This window comes from Gemmobacter aquatilis, assembly GCF_900110025.1.
Classification (GTDB): domain Bacteria; phylum Pseudomonadota; class Alphaproteobacteria; order Rhodobacterales; family Rhodobacteraceae; genus Gemmobacter; species Gemmobacter aquatilis.
The window spans coordinates 627,489-644,554 of the sequence record NZ_FOCE01000002.1; the positions used below are offsets into that span (position 1 = coordinate 627,489).

Below are 17,066 nucleotides of genomic sequence, written 5' to 3' on the forward strand. Positions count from 1 at the left end.
GCTTGGCCGGGCCGCCCGATACCGACCAGACCGCCGGGGGCCTTCCCCGGCGGCTTTTCTTTTTCAACGCAGGCTTCCTGCGCCAGAAACGCCTGCGCCGGATGCTGGCACTGGCCGGGCATGAGTTGCGCCTTGGCCGCCCCGGCCCCGGCGACGGGGTGGTGGTCTGGGGCCGCTCGCCCTATGCCGCGCGGGGCGAGGCGGTGGCGGCCCGGCTCGGCCTGCCGCTGATCCGGCTGGAGGATGCCTTCCTGCGCTCGATCCGGCCCGGGCGGGCGGGCGATCCGCCGCTGGGCCTGCTGATCGACCCGCTCGGCGTGCATTTCGACGCCGCCGCCCCGTCCACGCTGGAGCGTCTGCTCGCCACCGATCCCCTGGACGATTCGAACCTTCTGCGCCGTGCGCGCGAAGGCATGGGGCGGATGGCGGCGCTGCACTTGTCGAAATACAACATCCACGATCTGGCGCTGCCTTTGCCCGCCCCCGGCTATGTGCTGGTGGTGGACCAGACGCGCGGCGATGCCGCGATCCGCCATTCCGGCGCCAATGCCAGCACCTTTGCCGAGATGCTGGCCACCGCCCGCGCCGATCACCCCACCGCCCGCATCCTGATCAAGACCCATCCCGAAACCGCGCTGGGCCACCGCCCCGGCCATTTCGGCCCCGCCGATCTGGCCCCCGGCACCACGCTCTGCACCGCAGCCCTCTCGCCGCTGGCGCTGCTGGAAGGCGCGATTGCCGTCTATACCGTGTCCTCGCAACTGGGGTTCGAGGCGATCTTGGCCGGGCACCGCCCCCGCGTCTTCGGCCAACCCTTCTACAGCGGCTGGGGCCTGACCGAGGATGTCACCCCCCACCCGCGCCGCCGCCGCACCCTGTCGCGCACCCAGTTGTTCGCCGCCGCGATGATCCTGGCCCCCATCTGGTACGACCCCTGCCGTGACCGGTTGTGCAGCTTTGAGCAGGCGCTGGATCAGATGGAGGCAGAGCTGCGCGCCTTTCGCGAGGATCGCCACGGCCATGTGGCCAGCGGGATGCGGCTGTGGAAGCGCGGGCCGTTGCAGCAGATCTTCGGGCAGCAGAAGCCGCTGCTCTTTCGCACCCCTCCCGCCCGGGCCGCCGCCCTTGCCGCCCGCACCGGGCGCGGGCTGCTGATCTGGGCCGGGCAGGAACCGCCCGGCCTGTCCACCCCACAGTTGCGCCGGGTCGAAGACGGGTTCCTGCGCTCGCGCGGGCTGGGCGCCGATCTGGTGCCGCCGCTCAGTCTGGTGACCGACGATCTGGGCGTCTATTACGATCCGAGCCGCGAAAGCCGGTTGGAGCGGCTGATCACGTCCCCCCTGCCCCCCGGCGGCGCCGCGCGGGCCGAGGCTTTGCGCGCCCGCCTGATCGCCAGCGGCGTCAGCAAATACAACCTTGGCGGCACCCTGCCCGATCTGCCGCCCGGGCATCGCATCCTCGTGCCCGGTCAGGTGGAGGATGACGCCTCGATCCGCCTTGGCGCAGGCGACATCCGCACCAACCGCGCGCTGTTGGAGGCCGCGCGCACCGCGCATCCCGGGGCGGTGATCGTCTACAAGCCGCATCCCGATGTCGAGGCCGGTCTGCGCCCCGGCGCGCTGGATACCACCGGCCTTGCCGATGTCATCGCCCGCAACGCCGACCCGCTGGCCCTGATTGCCGCCTGCGATGCGGTCTGGACGATGACCTCGCTTCTGGGGTTCGAGGCGCTGATCCGCGGCAAACCCGTCACCTGCCTCGGCGCGCCGTTCTATGCCGGTTGGGGCCTGACCCGCGATCTGGGCCCGATCCCCGAACGCCGCCAGCGCGCGCCCGATGGCCACCCATTGCCGCGCCCGACGCTGGATCACCTGATCCACGCCGCGCTGATCGCCTATCCGCGCTACTACGATCCGGTCAGCCGCCGCCCCTGCCCGCCCGAGGTGGTGCTGGACCGGCTCGCCAGCGGCACGATCCCGCGCGCCAGCCGCGCCAACCGGCTGCTTGCCAAACTGCAGGGCGCCTTCGCCAGCAAGGCCCATCTCTGGCGCTAATAGATATAGCGGATCTGCTCGGTCCAGTGCCGCTCCATCCGCTTCAGCGCCTGATTGATGTCTTCCAGCCCTGCGGCGCTGATCAGCCCGCGCTTCTCCAGCCCCTCGGCATGGCGCGAGAACAGCTCGGCCAGCAGCGCCCGCACCCGCCGCCCCTTCTCGGTCAGCCGCACCCGCACCGACCGGCGGTCGATCTCGGATCGCTGGTGGTGCATATAGCCCAGCTCCACCAGCTTTTTCAGGTTATAGCTGACATTGCTGCCCTGATAATAACCGCGGCTTTTCAGCTCGCCCGCCGTCACCTCGTTCTCGCCGATGTTGAACAGCAGCAGCGCCTGCACCGAATTGATTTCCAGCAGCCCGATCCGCTCGAACTCGTCCTTCACCACATCCAGCAGCAGCCGGTGCAGCCGTTCCAGCAACGCCAGCGTTTCCAGATAGCCCAGCATATAGGCCCTGTGCCCGCCATCCAGCACCTTCTGATGAACTGTCATCCCCGTCTCCGCCTGTCCGTCATGGGCAGAGAGTCGGCAGAAAAGACAAACATCCGGTAAATCCGCGCGCAGATCGCGCGGATTTTAGGCAAATCAGGCTTTGGGCTGCAACCGCGCCCGGGCAAAGGCGCCAATCTCGGCGATCAGATCGGCATAGCGCGCCGGCGCCGGGGTCTGCCCCAGCACCCAGGGCAGCAGATCCTGATCGTTTTCTTCCAGCAGCGCGTCATACAGCGCCAGCTTCGCCTCATCCATGCCCGCCAGATGCGCCTCGCCATAAGGGCCCAGCACCAGATCCATCTCCTTGGTGCCGCGCCGCCAGCTGCGCATCGCCATGCGTTTCAGCCGTGCTTCCGCTGTCTCGGTCATCGCCATTCCCCTTGCCCGTTTGCGCCGCCGGGCCTAGAAGACATCGTCCTTCCCAGCCTGCCGGAGCTTCCCATGGCCTTCCTGTCCGATACCCTCGCCCGTGTCAAACCCTCGCCCACCATCGCCGTCACCACCAAGGCGGCCGAGTTGAAGGCGGCGGGCAAAGACGTGATCGGCCTTGGCGCGGGTGAACCCGATTTCGACACGCCGCAGAACATCAAGGATGCCGCCAAGCGCGCCATTGATCAGGGCAAGACCAAATACACCGCCGTCGATGGCATCCCGGAGCTGAAAAAGGCGATCTGCGCCAAGTTCCTGGCCGAAAACGGCCTGACCTATCAGCCCAATCAGGTCTCGGTCGGCACCGGCGGCAAGCAGATCCTCTACAATGCGCTGATGGCCACCTGCAACAAGGGCGACGAGGTGATCATCCCCGCGCCCTATTGGGTCAGCTATCCCGACATGGTGGAACTGGCCGGCGGCACCCCGGTTCCGGTGGTCGCCACACTGGAAAACAACTTCAAGATCACCCCGCAACAGCTTGAATCGGCAATCACTCCCAAGACCAAGTGGTTCATTTTCAACTCGCCGTCGAACCCCACCGGCGCGGGCTATACCTGGGACGAGCTGAAGGCGCTGACCGATGTGCTGATGCGCCATCCGCATGTCTGGATCATGTCGGACGACATGTATGAACACCTCGTGTTCGACGATTTCAAATTCTGCACCCCGGCGCAGGTCGAACCCGGCCTCTATGACCGCACGCTCACCTGCAACGGCGTCTCCAAGGCCTATGCGATGACCGGCTGGCGCATCGGCTATGCCGCAGGCCCGGTGGCGCTGATCAAGGCGATGGGCACGATCCAGTCGCAATCGACCTCCAACCCCTGCTCGGTCAGCCAATACGCCGCGCTGGAAGGCCTCACCGGCCCGCAGGAGTTTCTGACCGCCAACAAGACCCTGTTCCAGAACCGCCGCGATCTGGTCGTGTCGATGCTGAACGCAGCACCGGGCATCACCTGCCCGAAACCGGAAGGCGCCTTCTACGTCTATCCCGACATTTCCGGCTGCATCGGCAAGACCTCGGCGGGCGGTGCCGCGATCACCAATGACGAGGCCTTTGCCACCGCCCTGCTGGAAGAAACCGGCGTCGCCGTGGTGTTCGGCGCGGCCTTCGGTCTTTCGCCGAACTTCCGCGTCAGCTACGCTACCTCGGACGAAGCGCTGCGCGAGGCCTGCACCCGCATCCAGCACTTCTGCCAAGGCCTGAAATAAGGGGGCTCCATGGCGGGCGATCTGCCGGACTATTACTTTCGCATCCGTGAAAACGGCGCCGTCGTGTTCAAGGTGGATACCGAGAACCGGCAGCGCCGCATTGATCTGGCAGAGATCGCCACCGTCAACGTCAAGAACGGCAATATCAAACCCCACGGCGATCACGACCTGACCGAGGACGAGATCGCCGTGATCCGCCAATGGGTGGCTGATCGCACCGCCCTGCTGGCCCGCCGCGATGTCGATGACATCCTGCGCGCCGTCGATTACCTGAACACCACCACCCATTGGGTGCAGACACGGGCCGAGGATGACCAGTTGGAACAGGTCACCGACGCGCTGCTGCTGGCCATGCACGACCTGCGCTCGGTGCTGGTGCGCCGCAAGGCCGAACGGTTGATGAAGGATCAGGCGGCGGAATAACCACGCGGCACCCGCAGCCAGAACCGCGCCATCAGCGCGGCCGAGGCGCAGGCCAGCCCGATCACCAGCCCCGCCCACAGCCCCGGCCCGCCATAGCCAGCCTTGAACGCCAGCAGGTACGACGCCGGAATGCCGACGATCCAGTAGGAGACCGTGGCGATCCACATCGGCACCCGCGTGTCATGCACCCCGCGCAGCAGGCCCAGCGCCAGCACCTGCGCCGCATCCAGAAACTGGAACGCCGCCGCCACCGCCAGCAATACCGCGCCAAAGGCCAGGATCTGCGGCGCCTCGGCGCTGCGCGCGTCAATGAACAGCCGGATGATCGGCCCCGGCAGCCCCAGATACAGCGCCACCTGTGCCAGTGCCACGCCCGCCGACAGCGCAATCGCAATCGCCCCGCCGCGCCGCAGGTTGCCCCAGTCCTGCGCCCCGGCAAACCGCCCGGTCCGCACCGTGGTGGCATTCGACAGGCCCAGATGCACCATGAAGCCCAGCGACACGATCTGCAGCGCGATGCCATGCGCCGCAAGCTCCACCGTGCCGATCCAGCCCATCATGATCGCCGAGGCCTGAAACAGCCCGCTTTCCGCAAGGCTGGTCAGCCCGATCGGCAAGCCCAGCCGGAACACCCAGCGCAGCGCGTGCCAGTCGGGCCGCCAGAACCGCTGGAACAGCCGGAAATGCCGCAATTCCGGCAACCAGCCCGCATAGACGCCCAGCGCAAGGATGGTGAATATCTGCACCGACAGCGAGGCCAGCCCCGCCCCCGCCACGCCCATCTCCGGCATCCCCCAGCGCCCGAACACCAGCGCGAAACAGATGGCCCCGTTCAGGAACACCGCCCCCACCGTCACCCACAGCACGACCTGCGTCCGCTCCAGCGCCGCCAGATAGCTTTTCAGCGTCATCACCAGCAGCGCCGGCACCATGCCCAGCCCCGCAATGCGCAAGAACACCTGCGCATGCGCCGCCACCTCGGGCTTCTGCCCCAGCAGCTCCATGATCGCGCCAGACCACCAGAACAGCGGATAGCTGATCACCCCGAACAGGATCGACAGCCACAACCCCATCCGCGTGGCCCGCCGCACCTCGGCCTCTTCCCCCCGGCCCACCGCCTGCGCCACCAGCGGCATCACCGCCTGCGCAAAGCCGGACCCGAGGATGAACACCACGAAAAAGCTCGATCCACCGATGACCACGGCGGCAAGCTCGGTCACCCCATACCAGCCCAGAATCACCGTATCGGTGACATGCAGCAACATCTGGGCCAGATGGCTGCCGACAAGCGGCAAACCGAGCGCGAGCAGCGCGCGCGCATGGGCGGGGCGGGACAGGATCTGGGTCATGCCCAAATCCTTACCTTTTGATCAAACCCGCGACAAGCCGCCGCAGGCCCCTCCCCTCAGAAAGTCTGCGCGCCTCAGCCCCGCGCCGTCGCCTTGCGGAAATCCGGCGGCAGCGCCGCATCCAGAATATGCCCAGACCCACCGATCACCTGCGCCGCCCGCCCCACGATCAGCGGATCGGGATGCCCGACCACCTCCACATCCTTGCCCGGATAGTCCAGCGAGGCGAGGAAGTGCCGCATGCAGTTCAGCCGCGCCCGCTTCTTGTCGTTCGATTTCACGATGGTCCAGGGCGCATCGGCGGTATCGGTGTAAAAGAACATCGCCTCCTTCGCCTCGGTGTAATCGTCCCACTTGTCCAGCGATGCCTTGTCGATCGGCGACAGCTTCCACATCTTCAGCGGATCGGTTTCCCGCGCGATGAAGCGTGCCCGCTGTTCCTCGCGCGTGACCGAGAACCAGTATTTGTACAGCCGGATGCCCGACCGCACCAACATCCGCTCCAGCTCCGGCACCTGCCGCATGAATTCCAGATATTCCGACGGGCTGCAGAACCCCATCACCCGCTCCACCCCGGCGCGGTTGTACCAGCTTCGGTCAAAGAACACGATTTCGCCGGTGGTCGGCAGATGCTGGATATAGCGCTGGAAGAACCACTCGCCCTTTTCCTTCTCGCCCGGCTTGGTCAGCGCCACGACGCGGGCGTAACGCGGGTTCAGATGTTCCATGAACCGCTTGATCGTGCCGCCCTTGCCCGCCGCATCGCGGCCTTCCATCAGGATCACGAATTTCTGCCCGGTCTCCTGCGCCCAGATCTGCACTTTCAGCAGTTCGGCCTGCAACCGCGCCTTCTCGGCCTCATAGGCCTGACGCCCCAGCAGCCGCGCATAGGGGTAACGCCCCGATTCAAACGCTTCGCGGATCGCATCGGCATCGGGCCGGGGAAACTCGCGCGGGCCGGTCTTGACGAATTCCGCCTCCGGCACCGGGGTTTCGGCCACGGGTGTGGCAACAACTGCAGCGGCTTCAACGGTGGCGCCCGGGGTCTGATCTTCCATGAAATCTCTCCATCCTGAATCTCCCCGCCGACCCTTCACAAAACCGTCATCTTTCGCCTTGATCCGCGTCAATTCCGCGCGCCCATGCGTCGATAAACCCGCCGCGCGGCCCGCGCGCAACAGGGGGGGCAACAGCACCGGCAACAGCGCTGGAAATGCCGCCCGCCCCGCCCTAGGATCGGCCAAATTTCAGGAGTCTCCCATGCTGACCATCTACGGCTGCTATCGTTCCCGCGCCTCGCGCCCGCTCTGGCTGCTGGGCGAAATCGGCCTGCCCTTCCATCATGTGCCCGTCGTGCAGGCCTATCGCCCCGCCGCCGCCGAGGCCGCCGTCACCACCCGCTCGCCCGAATTTCTGGCGATCAACCCGCTGGGCCAGATTCCGGCGATGACCGACGGCGATCTGGTGCTGACCGAAAGCCTGGCCATCTGCCAGCACATCGCCCGCGCCCATGGCGGCGCGCTCGGCCCGCAGACGCTGGCCGAGGCCGCGCTGATCGACCAATGGGCGCTGTTTGCCGCCACCGCCGTCGAAGGCCCGGCACTCAACATCCTGTTCGCCGATGCCGCCACCGCCGAAGGCGCCGCCCAGATCGCGGTCGAGGCGGAACGCCTGTCGCGCCCCTTCGCCCGGCTGGAAGGCCACCTTGCGGGGCGTGACTGGCTGCTGGATCGCTTCACCGTCGCCGATGTCATGGCCGCCGAATGTCTGCGCTATGCGCAGGGCCACGCGCCGCTGATGCAGGCCCATCCCGCCATCGCCGACTGGCTGGCCCGCTGTCAGGCCCGCCCGGCGTTTCAGGCCATGTGGGCCGCCCGTCTGGCCGAACCGGCCTGACCCCGTCCCTAGCGCCCCCCCTGCCCCACACCCCAACCCCTTGCGCCCGCCGCCCTTGCACCACAGGGCGGCGGATGGTCTAATCACCCCCTCAAGAAACTCACAAGAATCGAGCATCCCATGGCCTCCGACATGTTCGCCGCCCAGCCGGAAGAATATAACGCCTCCTCCATCGAGGTGTTGGAGGGGCTGGAGCCCGTGCGCAAACGCCCCGGCATGTATATCGGCGGCACTGACGAACGCGCCCTGCACCACCTCGTCGCCGAGGTGCTCGACAACTCGATGGACGAGGCGGTGGCAGGGCACGCCACCCGCATCGAAATCGAACTCCACGCCGATCACTCCTGCACCATACGTGACAATGGCCGCGGCATCCCCGTCGATCCCCACCCCAAATTCCCCGGCAAATCCGCGCTGGAGGTGATCCTCTGCACCCTCCACGCCGGTGGCAAATTCTCCGGCAAGGCCTACGAGACCTCGGGCGGTCTGCACGGCGTCGGCGCCTCGGTGGTCAACGCGCTCTCCGACCTGATGGTGGTCGAGGTCGCCCGCAACAAGGAACTGTTCCGCCAGTCCTTCTCGCGCGGCATCCCGCAGGGCCCGGTGGAAAAGATCGGCCCCACCCAGAACCGCCGCGGCACCACCGTCACCTTCCACCCCGATGCCGAAATCTTCGGCCATCTCCAGCTCAAACCCGCCCGCCTGCTCAAGATGGTCCGCTCCAAGGCCTATCTGTTCTCCGGCGTCGAAATCCGCTGGAAAACCGCGATCAACGACGGCGAAACCCCGTTGGAGGCGACCTTCCACTTCCCCGGCGGCCTCGCCGATTACCTCGGCGACCAGCTCGAAAAAGCCACCACCTATGCCGACCGCCCCTTCGCGGGCAAAGTCGGCTTTCAGGAGAAATTCGGCATCCCCGGCTCCGTCGAATGGGCGATCAACTGGACCCCTTCGCGCGACGGCTTCATCCAGTCCTATTGCAACACCGTCCCCACGCCCGAGGGCGGCACGCACGAGGCGGGCTTCTGGTCCGCCATCCTCAAGGGCATCCGCGCCTACGGCGACCTGGTGAAGAACCGCAAGGCCGAACTGATCACCCGCGACGACATGCTGGCGGGCGGCTGCGCGCTGATCTCCGTCTTCATCCGCGAGCCGCAATTCGTCGGCCAGACCAAGGACCGCCTCGCCACCGAAGAGGCGGCGAAATTCGTCGAAGGCGCGGTGCGCGACCATTTCGACAACTGGCTGGCCAATGACACCAAATCCGCAGGCGCCATTCTCGATTTCCTCGTGCTGCGCGCCGAAGAACGCCTGCGCCGTCGGCAGGAAAAGGAAACCGCCCGCAAATCCGCCACCAAGCGCCTGCGCCTGCCCGGCAAGCTGACCGATTGTTCCTCCAAGACCCGCGAGGGGACCGAGCTGTTCATCGTCGAGGGTGACTCGGCCGGGGGCTCCGCCAAGGGGGCCCGCTCGCGCGAAACCCAGGCGCTGCTGCCGCTGAAGGGCAAGATCCTCAACGTGCTGGGCGCGGCTTCCAACAAGCTGAACGACAATTCCGAAATCCGCGATATTTGCGAGGCTTTGGGGGTGCAGATGGGCACCCGCTTCAAGATTGATGACCTGCGCTATGAAAAGATCATCATCATGACCGACGCCGATGTCGATGGCGCCCATATCGCCTCGCTGTTGATGACCTTCTTCTACACCCAGATGCGCCCGATGATCGACAAGGGCCACCTCTACCTCGCCTGCCCGCCGCTCTATCGCCTGACGCAGGGCGCGAAACGCCTGTACGTCGCCAACGATGCCGAGAAAGAGCTTTGGCTGGCCAAGGGTCTGGGCGGAAAGGGAAAAATCGACGTGCAACGCTTCAAGGGTCTGGGCGAGATGGACGCCAAAGACCTGAAAGACACCACGATGAACCCCGCCACCCGCACCCTGATCCGCGTCAGCATCGACGAGGACGAACCCGGCGAAACCGCCGATCTGGTGGAACGCCTGATGGGCAAGAAGCCGGAACTGCGGTTCCAGTATATTCAGGAGAATGCACGGTTTGTGGAGGAGCTGGATGTTTGAGGGGCGCTATCTGCGCCCGAAACTGTCCGGCTTGCCCATCGCCACCCAGTCGCGCATTTCGGCCAGCCGCTCCGATGTCGGAAGCCGCAGCGCGGCTTTTTCCGCATGGCCTTCCGAAAGCTTCTTCTCCAGAAACCAGCCCTGAAAGGTGACGTAATCGGCTGTAATGCGCGCGGCGCCCGGCACATTGCATCCCGCCTCCACTCGTAGAAAATTGCGCACCTTATCGATCACGGTTTCAAAGTTGTCATGGTGTGCTTCTACATCCTGCCCCGCCAGATCTGACAAGACCTGTTTAGTTTCATAGGGATGGCGCTCGAAGATCAGAAACTTCTTCTCGCTTGGCAAATGCTCCGCTGCGCGGCGGATACCAAGATCCATGCCAAGTTCGAACGGCATGTTCATCCGCGCATAGTCGCCAGCAGCGGCAGCCTGACAGCGCGAAAGGTCATGCACCGAATATTTCGCGCCACAGGCCAATCCATAAATCTTCTCAAGCCGGTTTTCGCCATTCTCAAGCCGCTCCGTCGCCAGTCTCGGGTTCATCCCGGAATGGACAAGGCAAAACAGCATCGCCTCAAGCAGCGGCGCATAATCATGGTCAAACGGGCAGTTGACGAAAACATCGGTCTCGAACGGCAAGGCTGCGCCTCAGCCCTTCGTCGGCAGCGGCTCTTTGCCAAAGGAACTGCGCTCCCGAATGCGCCCGTCCGTTCCATGAATGTAAAGCTCGGCGCCATTCCGGCGCGCGATCTCACGCGCCCGCTCGATCGCTTCCTGTTGCGTCGTGAAGATACCCGAGGCGCGTTCAGCCCCCGACCGTTGCACAGCCCAGCCGTTTCCGCGCGGTACAACGTGCTGGCCCTTGCTCGACATCATCGCCCTCCATCAACCTACTCAGAATAGCGTAGCGGCCAAAACCTAACAACATCCTAATGGAATTTCAGGCGATGGGCGGCCCACCAAATTCGCCCGACAGGGGGGGCACCGGGGGTGTACGCCCGGTGTACCGATGTCACCCCCTATTTTCCGAAGCTGAGCACCGCATTGATCGCCAGCGCCAGAATCACGGTATTGTAAAAAAACGACACAACGGAATGGATTAAAACGACACGCCGCATCGCCGGGCCTTCCACCACCACATCCGACACTTGCGCCGTCATGCCGATGACAAAGCTGAAATACAGAAAATCCCAGCCGCGTGGCTCTTCCTCGCCCGGAAAATTCAATCCCTTGGCGTCCTCGGTGGTCACCGCCACATAATATAGCCCCGCATAGTGAAAGGCCGCCAGAATATGCAGCATCGCCCAGCCCAGCGGCACCGAGGCGACCGCCAGCCCCGCCTCCAGCCCCGACCCCTGCGCCAGCGCATGGGCAATGCCGGTCAGGCTCAACCCCACCGCACCCAGCGCCAGCGCCGCGATCATCGGCACGCCCTCATCCGAAAGCTCGGCATGACGGCGCAGATCGTCTGGCGACACCCGGCGGGCGAATTGCAGCATCAACAAGATATAGATGAGGAAAAAGCCGTTTGCCGCAACCAGCAGCACATCCCCGGCCCGCAGACCGCCCGCCAGCGCCAGCGCCCCCAGCAGCAGCCCAGCCGCGAAGGCGGTCAGGAAGTGGCGGTGGCGCCGGAACATGCCTTACTCCTGAATGGTTTTCAGGTATTCCGCCAGTTGCACCAGTCGCAGCGGCGTGGGGGTCGCAATGCCGTCGCCACTGTCGAACAACACGATCTGATCGTGGTCAAGCAGCGGCGCGAACTGCGGCATCACCGTGCCGTCGGGCGCCTTGGCATAGCCCCAGATCTTGCTCATCACCCGCGTCATCGGAAACTTGCCATGGTTCTTTTGCGACAGGCGCGTCAGGTCAGCGGGCCGCTTTTCCAGCGTTTCCGCCACCGACCCGTCGCCTTTGCCGCCCTCCCCATGACAGGCGGCACAAAATGAAGCGAAATCCTCGGCCCCACTGGGCACATCTTGTGCTGGCAACCGGCAAGCCGCCAGCGGGATCAGACAAGCAAGAAGCAGCAGTTTTGCGCGTGACATGGCATCCTCCGGTCAGTTGCCCCACATCACCACGCCCCGCCCCCAGACACAACCCACCCCTGAAACCGCTTGCCACGCAAGCCGCACCAAGCCAATGTTTTCAAGACTTTTTTCATCTGCAAGCGCCATGACCGAACCTTTCGAACAGCCGCCTTTCCCTGTCGCCGCCCTTGGTTCCAGCTCGACCGAAGTGTTCGACTACATCTTCGGTGACACACCTCTTTATCATCCGCTTTGGGCCGGCGGCTGGTCGGCACGCGGCCTGCGTGCCGAGGTGGAGGGCGGCTTTCTGGCCTCTACGGTTGCAAAATTGCCCCGCAACACCCGGATTTTACTGAATTTCGGCGCGACTGACATTTGTTTCAACCTGCCCCACAAGGTACGCGAGGAGTGGTTCTACGACTATCCCGCCTTCCTGGTAGAGATCGTGGACGGCATCAGCCGCGCTCATGCGGTGCTGTCGCAGATGGGGTTTGACCGGATCACCGCGATCTTTGCTTCCCCCGTCGTGGCCCTGCCCCGCAGTTACTGGGTGGAGATGGACGCACTGTTTCTGCCGCCCGCGCAACTGGGCCGGATGTACCGCGACACGGCCCGTCTGGCCATCGCGCGCGGCCTGCCGGTGATCGACCTGATCGACCGGCTGATCGTCTCGCCCGAACGCCCGGTGCTGCGGCCCGCCCTCACCCGCAAGCAGCCCAACCACCATGCCAGTTTCATCGCCACGCAAGAGGCGATCTGGGCGGGCATCCGGCATCTGCCAGACCTGCCGCCGCCGCGCACGCCGTTCCATCACACGCATTACCCGCATCAGCCCTACCCGCTTGGCATGTGGCGGCTGACGGGCCAGCCGCGCCCGCGCACCACCCGCTAGCGGTCAGACCACCCGCCCTTGATCCAGCCGGACCACCCGGTCCATCCGCGCGGCCAGGTCCATGTTATGGGTGGCGATCAGGGCCGACAGGCCAGTTTCGCGCACCAGCTCCATCAGCGCGCCAAACACCTGTTCCGAGGTGCCGGGATCCAGGTTACCGGTCGGCTCGTCCGCCAGCAGAAGCTGCGGCGCATTGGCCAGCGCGCGGCAGAAGGCGACCCGCTGCTGTTCCCCCCCCGACAGGGCGGCGGGGCGATGGCTGGCGCGGGCCGCAACGCCCACCCGCCCCAGCAGATCCATCGCCCGCGCCTCGGCCACTCGGCGCGAGGCGCCATTGGCCAGTTGCGGCAGCACGATGTTTTCCAGCGCCGTGAATTCGGGCAACAGGTGGTGAAACTGGTAGATGAAGCCCACCTGCCCACGCCGCGCCTCGGTGCGCGCGCGGTCGCCCAAGCCCCCCATATCGCGGCCCGCCAACCGCACCACCCCTGTATCTGGTGTGTCCAGCAGCCCGGCGATATGCAGCAACGTCGATTTCCCCGCGCCCGAGGGGGCGACCAACGCCACAACCTCGCCCCGCGCCACCGACAGCGTGGCGCCGCGCAGCACGGTCACTTCGGCAGGTTTGCCACGGTTGTAGGCCTTGGTGATCCCCTCCAGCGCCAGCATCTCACTCATAACGCAGCGCCTCCACCGGGTTCATCCGCGCCGCACGCCGCGCCGGAAAGATCGTGACGACGAAAGACAGCCCGAGGCTCAGCCCCACCGCCGACAGAACATCGCCTGCCTGCAGTTTGGCGGGCAGTTCATAGATGCCGCGCACCGAAGGATCCCATACCCCGCCGCCCGAGACATAGTTCACGAAAGAGAAAATCGGGTCGATATAGAGGGCGAACAGGCAGCCCAGCCCCACCCCCAGCAGCGTGCCGATCAGCCCGGTCGAGGCGCCGCAGATGAAGAACACCCGCAGGATCGCGCCCTCGGTCAGGCCCATGGTGCGCAGGATGCCGATGTCGCGGCCTTTGTTCTTCACCAGCATGATCAGGCCCGACACGATGTTCATCGCCGCGATCAGCACGAGGATCGACAGGATGATGAACATCACATTGTCCTCGATCGTCAGCGCGCGCAGGAAGGCGCCGGCACTGTCGCGCCAGGTCCAGATCATCGCGCGGTCGCCTGCCGCCTGCATCACCGGCAGCTCATAGGCCTCGATCTGCTCGGGGTCTTGCACCATGACCTCGATCTCGTCGGCCCGGCCTTCGCGGTTGAAATAGCTCTGCGCCTCGGTGAAGGGCAGGTAAACGCGCGTGCGATCAATATCATAGCGCCCAGCGGTGAAGATATAGACCACCTCATAGGCATTGACGCGGGGCGAGGTGCCGAAAGCGGTTTTCACCCCGTCGGGCGAGATCAGGCGCACCCGGTCGCCCACCATCAGGTTCATCTCGCGCGCCAGGCCCGCGCCGATGGCGATGCCTTCGTCAAATCGGGCAAGGTCGCCCTCGTGCTGCGCGCCCTCGCCTATGCGCGGGATGGTGCGCAGATCGGCGGCGCGGATGCCGAACACCTCGGCCCCCATGTTCACGCCATTGGCCGTGGCCATGACCTGCCCCTTGACCAAGGGCGCCGCCCGCGTCACCCCCGGCACGGCAGCGATCCGCGTGGCCACCGCATCATAATCGCCAAAGCCGCGTTCCACCCGGCCCGTGGCATCCACATCGCCACTGGCATAGACGGTGACATGGGCATTGGCGCCGAGGATCGTATCGACGAATTCCGCCCGGAACCCCGCCCGCACCGCCAGTGTGGCGATCAGCGCGAAAACGGCCAGCGTGATGCCGATCAGGCTGATCCATGTCATCACCGACACGCCGCCTTCGGCGCGTTTGGCGCGCAGGTAGCGCCAGGCGATCATCCATTCAAAACCGGCGAAGGGTGGGGTCTGGGCCAAGGCTGCTGCTCATTCTTGTTTTGGCCCAAAGTGAGGCTTGGGGGCCAGAAGGTCAAGGCGGCACGGGGTTTCCTGCCGCCTTGACGCGCATTTCATGCACGCGTCGTGTGTTGTACATGCGCTGCTTGACGCCCCCGCCCCCTGCAGGCAAAGCCGTGCCAAACGGAGTGCTATTCATGGTTGAAATTTACCGCCACGCCTTTCGCTATTACTGGTCAGTGCTGCCCGTGTTGTTGGGCGCGATAGCTGTGCTGGAAGTGCTGCTTTGGTATCTAGAACCAAGCAATCCAACTGTCATTTCTACGGTGCCCACGCTTATCATCCTTTATCAGTTTCATCGCCATTTCCTGTTTGGAGAGCGTATGACTTGGGGCAAGCCACCCGCAGGCGCACCGCCGCAAAAATTTGGCTGGTTTATCCTGATCTCGCTAGCCTTGTTCCTTGTTCCAGTCGTCATCGGGGTTTTGGTGACCGTCATGATCGCGCCCGCTGGAACACCGAAGAACTCGATCTACGGCTTGATCATTATAGTGTGTTTGCCGCTCTACCTGCTCGGACTCAGCATGTTCGGCACCGCCCTTCCCGCATCGGTCGCACGCCCGGGGAATTTCAGGATGTCTTCAGGCATCAAGGCCACCTTTGGCACCATGGGACGGCTGATCCTTGGGCCGGGTGTTGCTCAGGTCTTGCTTCTGGGTTTGTTGATAGTAATGGAATACCTGTTGAAGGATGTTCCGGCCTATCAAAGCGTCGCCGGGCAACTGGCACGCGCGGTTATTATAACGACTGCGAGTTTTCTGCCCAGCCTGCTGGGCGTCGCAGTGCTTTGCCATATGTATCAAAAGATCATGGAAACAGAGGCCCTACGCCAGCCAGACGCGGCCCGCCAACCCTGAAAAACCGCGCATCTTCCGAGATTTCATCTATTCATCGGCCTCGCCCCATCTCAAGGAGAAGGCGCGGTAATCCTCCCCAAGGTTAAGGTGCTGCATAGGTAGAATTTTCTCGTAGCGTGAGCTGAGGAGGTTCGAATGAGAAAGAGCCGTTTTACGGAACCGCAGATCATGGCTGTGCTTCGTCAGGCCGAAAGCGGCGTGGCCGTGCCTGAACTGTGCCGGGAGCATGGGATCAGCACGGCGAGCTTCTACAAATGGCGCTCAAAGTATGGCGGCATGGATGCGTCGATGATGAGCCAGATGAAGGCGCTGGAAGACGAGAACCGGCGGCTGAAGCGCATGTTTGCCGACCTGAGCATGCAGGCCGAACTGCTCAAGGAAGCTCTTGGAAAAAAATGACGCGGCCAGCTCAACGCCGCGAGCTGGCCGAGAAGGCAGTGGCGACGAAGGGGGTCAGCATCGCGCTGGCCTGTCGGGCATTTGGTGTCAGCGAGACCTGCTTTCGCTACAGCCCGAAGCGCGATGCCGAGAATGAGTTCATCGCAGACCTTCTTGAAGGGCTGACCAAGGCACACCGGACCTGGGGCTTCGGGCTATGCTTCCTGCACATGCGTAATGCCCAGGGGCACCCGTGGAACCATAAGCGCGTTCATCGGATCTATTGCGAGCTGGAACTGAACCTGCGGATCAAGCCCAGGCGAAGGATCAAGCGCGACAAGCCCGATGAACTCAGCGTCCCAGCGGCCCCGAACACGGTCTGGTCAATGGAGTGAGGAGGATGAGAAAACAGTCCGGGGGACTGTTTTCCCGACGAACATGGCTGATCGCTTGGCCGACGACCGCCAGTTCCGGCTTCTGAACCTGTTGGACGACTTCAACCGCGAAGGTTTGGGGATCGAAGTCGACTTCTCGCTCCCGGCTGAGCGCGTAGTCCGGTCGCTGAACCAGATCATTGAGTGGCGCGGGAAGCCGCTGGCGATCAGGGTGGACAATGGCCCGGAATACATCAGCTCCACGCTGATGATCTGGGCCGAGAAGCAGGGCATTGCCCTGAACCACATCCAGCCCGGAAAGCCCCAGCAGAACGCTTATGTCGAGCGTTACAACAGGACCGTCCGGCATGAATGGCTGTAACCGGCCGGTTGTTACCGCGGTGACTGTGCCTTGATACGGGCGACGAGTTCTGCGTCATCGACGAAGTCGTCGAGGAGGCGCAGGAGATCGCAACTGACTGGCTATGGACTTACAACAATGAGCGCCCCAACATGGGCATCGGCGGCATCACACCCGCCCAGAAACTGAAGATGGCTGCCTGAAGTCTACTTCTGCGCCCCGTTAAAACGGGGAGGAGTACC

The 17,066-nt window shown here is 64.4% G+C and carries 17 protein-coding genes and 1 pseudogene; 8 read left to right on the forward strand and 10 right to left on the reverse strand.

The window, feature by feature from the left end:
- The first annotated feature begins 2 nt into the window (after positions 1-2).
- On the forward strand, positions 3-2,054 hold the full coding sequence (locus BMX43_RS06800; RefSeq protein WP_483863931.1) for a capsular polysaccharide biosynthesis protein: 2,052 nt from the start codon (positions 3-5) through the stop codon (positions 2,052-2,054).
- On the opposite strand, the gene BMX43_RS06805 is transcribed toward BMX43_RS06800, so the two are convergent.
- Positions 2,051-2,548 (reverse strand): MarR family winged helix-turn-helix transcriptional regulator, encoded by a 498-nt coding sequence (locus BMX43_RS06805; protein WP_091298895.1) that lies wholly within the window; start codon positions 2,546-2,548, stop codon positions 2,051-2,053. The two genes, BMX43_RS06800 and BMX43_RS06805, sit on opposite strands and share 4 nt — an antisense overlap.
- Positions 2,549-2,641: 93 nt before the next feature.
- Positions 2,642-2,917, reverse strand: coding sequence for an FAD assembly factor SdhE (locus tag BMX43_RS06810; RefSeq protein ID WP_091299176.1), 276 nt, complete (start codon positions 2,915-2,917; stop codon positions 2,642-2,644).
- 72 nt (positions 2,918-2,989) lie between these two features.
- Here BMX43_RS06810 and BMX43_RS06815 point away from each other — a divergent pair, with 72 nt between their 5' ends.
- Both BMX43_RS06815 and BMX43_RS06820 read left to right on the forward strand, forming a co-directional pair.
- Positions 2,990-4,192: a pyridoxal phosphate-dependent aminotransferase gene (locus tag BMX43_RS06815; protein WP_091298898.1), complete on the forward strand. Its 1,203-nt coding sequence runs from the start codon at positions 2,990-2,992 to the stop codon at positions 4,190-4,192.
- 9 nt (positions 4,193-4,201) lie between these two features.
- Entirely contained in the window at positions 4,202-4,615 is a 414-nt protein-coding gene (locus BMX43_RS06820) for a hypothetical protein (protein ID WP_091298901.1), read from the forward strand.
- Here BMX43_RS06820 and BMX43_RS06825 read toward each other — a convergent pair.
- Entirely contained in the window at positions 4,600-5,964 is a 1,365-nt protein-coding gene (locus tag BMX43_RS06825; RefSeq protein ID WP_091298904.1) for an MATE family efflux transporter, read from the reverse strand. The genes BMX43_RS06820 and BMX43_RS06825 overlap by 16 nt on opposite strands.
- 74 nt (positions 5,965-6,038) lie before the next feature.
- Positions 6,039-7,022 carry a polyphosphate kinase 2 gene (ppk2, locus tag BMX43_RS06830; RefSeq protein ID WP_091298907.1) on the reverse strand — a complete coding sequence of 328 codons (984 nt, stop codon included), beginning with the start codon at positions 7,020-7,022 and terminating at the stop codon, positions 6,039-6,041.
- A 202-nt stretch (positions 7,023-7,224) separates the two neighbouring features.
- Here ppk2 and BMX43_RS06835 point away from each other — a divergent pair, with 202 nt between their 5' ends.
- Both BMX43_RS06835 and parE read left to right on the forward strand, forming a co-directional pair.
- Positions 7,225-7,860, forward strand: a complete 636-nt coding sequence (locus tag BMX43_RS06835; protein WP_091298911.1) for a glutathione S-transferase family protein — start codon at positions 7,225-7,227, stop codon at positions 7,858-7,860.
- A gap of 120 nt (positions 7,861-7,980) precedes the next feature.
- Entirely contained in the window at positions 7,981-9,936 is a 1,956-nt protein-coding gene (gene parE / locus BMX43_RS06840) for a DNA topoisomerase IV subunit B (RefSeq protein ID WP_091298914.1), read from the forward strand.
- A 6-nt stretch (positions 9,937-9,942) separates the two neighbouring features.
- Here parE and BMX43_RS06845 read toward each other — a convergent pair whose 3' ends face one another.
- From BMX43_RS06845 to BMX43_RS06860, 4 genes are all read right to left on the reverse strand, one after another.
- A complete protein-coding gene (locus BMX43_RS06845) occupies positions 9,943-10,578 on the reverse strand; it encodes a hypothetical protein (protein ID WP_091298917.1) in 636 nt (211 codons plus the stop codon).
- A 9-nt stretch (positions 10,579-10,587) separates the two neighbouring features.
- On the reverse strand, positions 10,588-10,812 hold the full coding sequence (locus BMX43_RS06850; protein ID WP_091299180.1) for a DUF2188 domain-containing protein: 225 nt from the start codon (positions 10,810-10,812) through the stop codon (positions 10,588-10,590).
- A gap of 146 nt (positions 10,813-10,958) precedes the next feature.
- Positions 10,959-11,579: a DUF1345 domain-containing protein gene (locus tag BMX43_RS06855; RefSeq protein ID WP_091298921.1), complete on the reverse strand. Its 621-nt coding sequence runs from the start codon at positions 11,577-11,579 to the stop codon at positions 10,959-10,961.
- 3 nt (positions 11,580-11,582) lie between these two features.
- Complete coding sequence (locus tag BMX43_RS06860; RefSeq protein ID WP_091298924.1) at positions 11,583-11,987, reverse strand: c-type cytochrome; 405 nt, start codon at positions 11,985-11,987, stop codon at positions 11,583-11,585.
- Between the two features lie 127 nt (positions 11,988-12,114).
- Between BMX43_RS06860 and BMX43_RS06865 the strand changes: the two genes are divergently transcribed.
- Positions 12,115-12,861 (forward strand): hypothetical protein, encoded by a 747-nt coding sequence (locus BMX43_RS06865; RefSeq protein WP_091298928.1) that lies wholly within the window; start codon positions 12,115-12,117, stop codon positions 12,859-12,861.
- Between the two features lie 3 nt (positions 12,862-12,864).
- Here the strand turns inward: BMX43_RS06865 and BMX43_RS06870 are convergent, their stop codons facing one another.
- Positions 12,865-13,539: an ABC transporter ATP-binding protein gene (locus tag BMX43_RS06870; RefSeq protein WP_091298930.1), complete on the reverse strand. Its 675-nt coding sequence runs from the start codon at positions 13,537-13,539 to the stop codon at positions 12,865-12,867.
- Entirely contained in the window at positions 13,532-14,779 is a 1,248-nt protein-coding gene (locus BMX43_RS06875; protein ID WP_091298933.1) for a lipoprotein-releasing ABC transporter permease subunit, read from the reverse strand. Before BMX43_RS06875 ends, BMX43_RS06870 begins: the two co-directional genes overlap by 8 nt.
- Positions 14,780-14,991: 212 nt before the next feature.
- Here BMX43_RS06875 and BMX43_RS06880 point away from each other — a divergent pair, with 212 nt between their 5' ends.
- Positions 14,992-15,711, forward strand: coding sequence for a hypothetical protein (locus BMX43_RS06880; RefSeq protein WP_091298936.1), 720 nt, complete (start codon positions 14,992-14,994; stop codon positions 15,709-15,711).
- Between the two features lie 135 nt (positions 15,712-15,846).
- A pseudogene (locus tag BMX43_RS06885) lies at positions 15,847-17,027 on the forward strand (IS3 family transposase).
- The last annotated feature ends 39 nt before the right edge of the window (positions 17,028-17,066 follow it).

Excerpts from the sequence above, each read along its gene's own strand:
- BMX43_RS06865 (WP_091298928.1), top strand. The coding sequence starts at position 12,115 with ATGACCGAACCTTTCGAACAGCCGCCTTTCCCTGTCGCCGCCCTTGGT.
- BMX43_RS06805 (WP_091298895.1), bottom strand. The coding sequence starts at position 2,548 with ATGACAGTTCATCAGAAGGTGCTGGATGGCGGGCACAGGGCCTATATG.
- BMX43_RS06880 (WP_091298936.1), top strand. The coding sequence starts at position 14,992 with ATGGTTGAAATTTACCGCCACGCCTTTCGCTATTACTGGTCAGTGCTG.
- parE (WP_091298914.1), top strand. The coding sequence starts at position 7,981 with ATGGCCTCCGACATGTTCGCCGCCCAGCCGGAAGAATATAACGCCTCC.
- ppk2 (WP_091298907.1), bottom strand. The coding sequence starts at position 7,022 with ATGGAAGATCAGACCCCGGGCGCCACCGTTGAAGCCGCTGCAGTTGTT.
- BMX43_RS06810 (WP_091299176.1), bottom strand. The coding sequence starts at position 2,917 with ATGACCGAGACAGCGGAAGCACGGCTGAAACGCATGGCGATGCGCAGC.
- BMX43_RS06850 (WP_091299180.1), bottom strand. The coding sequence starts at position 10,812 with ATGTCGAGCAAGGGCCAGCACGTTGTACCGCGCGGAAACGGCTGGGCT.
- BMX43_RS06825 (WP_091298904.1), bottom strand. The coding sequence starts at position 5,964 with ATGACCCAGATCCTGTCCCGCCCCGCCCATGCGCGCGCGCTGCTCGCG.
- BMX43_RS06860 (WP_091298924.1), bottom strand. The coding sequence starts at position 11,987 with ATGTCACGCGCAAAACTGCTGCTTCTTGCTTGTCTGATCCCGCTGGCG.
- BMX43_RS06820 (WP_091298901.1), top strand. The coding sequence starts at position 4,202 with ATGGCGGGCGATCTGCCGGACTATTACTTTCGCATCCGTGAAAACGGC.
- BMX43_RS06815 (WP_091298898.1), top strand. The coding sequence starts at position 2,990 with ATGGCCTTCCTGTCCGATACCCTCGCCCGTGTCAAACCCTCGCCCACC.
- BMX43_RS06870 (WP_091298930.1), bottom strand. The coding sequence starts at position 13,539 with ATGAGTGAGATGCTGGCGCTGGAGGGGATCACCAAGGCCTACAACCGT.
- BMX43_RS06875 (WP_091298933.1), bottom strand. The coding sequence starts at position 14,779 with ATGATCGCCTGGCGCTACCTGCGCGCCAAACGCGCCGAAGGCGGCGTG.
- BMX43_RS06835 (WP_091298911.1), top strand. The coding sequence starts at position 7,225 with ATGCTGACCATCTACGGCTGCTATCGTTCCCGCGCCTCGCGCCCGCTC.
- BMX43_RS06855 (WP_091298921.1), bottom strand. The coding sequence starts at position 11,579 with ATGTTCCGGCGCCACCGCCACTTCCTGACCGCCTTCGCGGCTGGGCTG.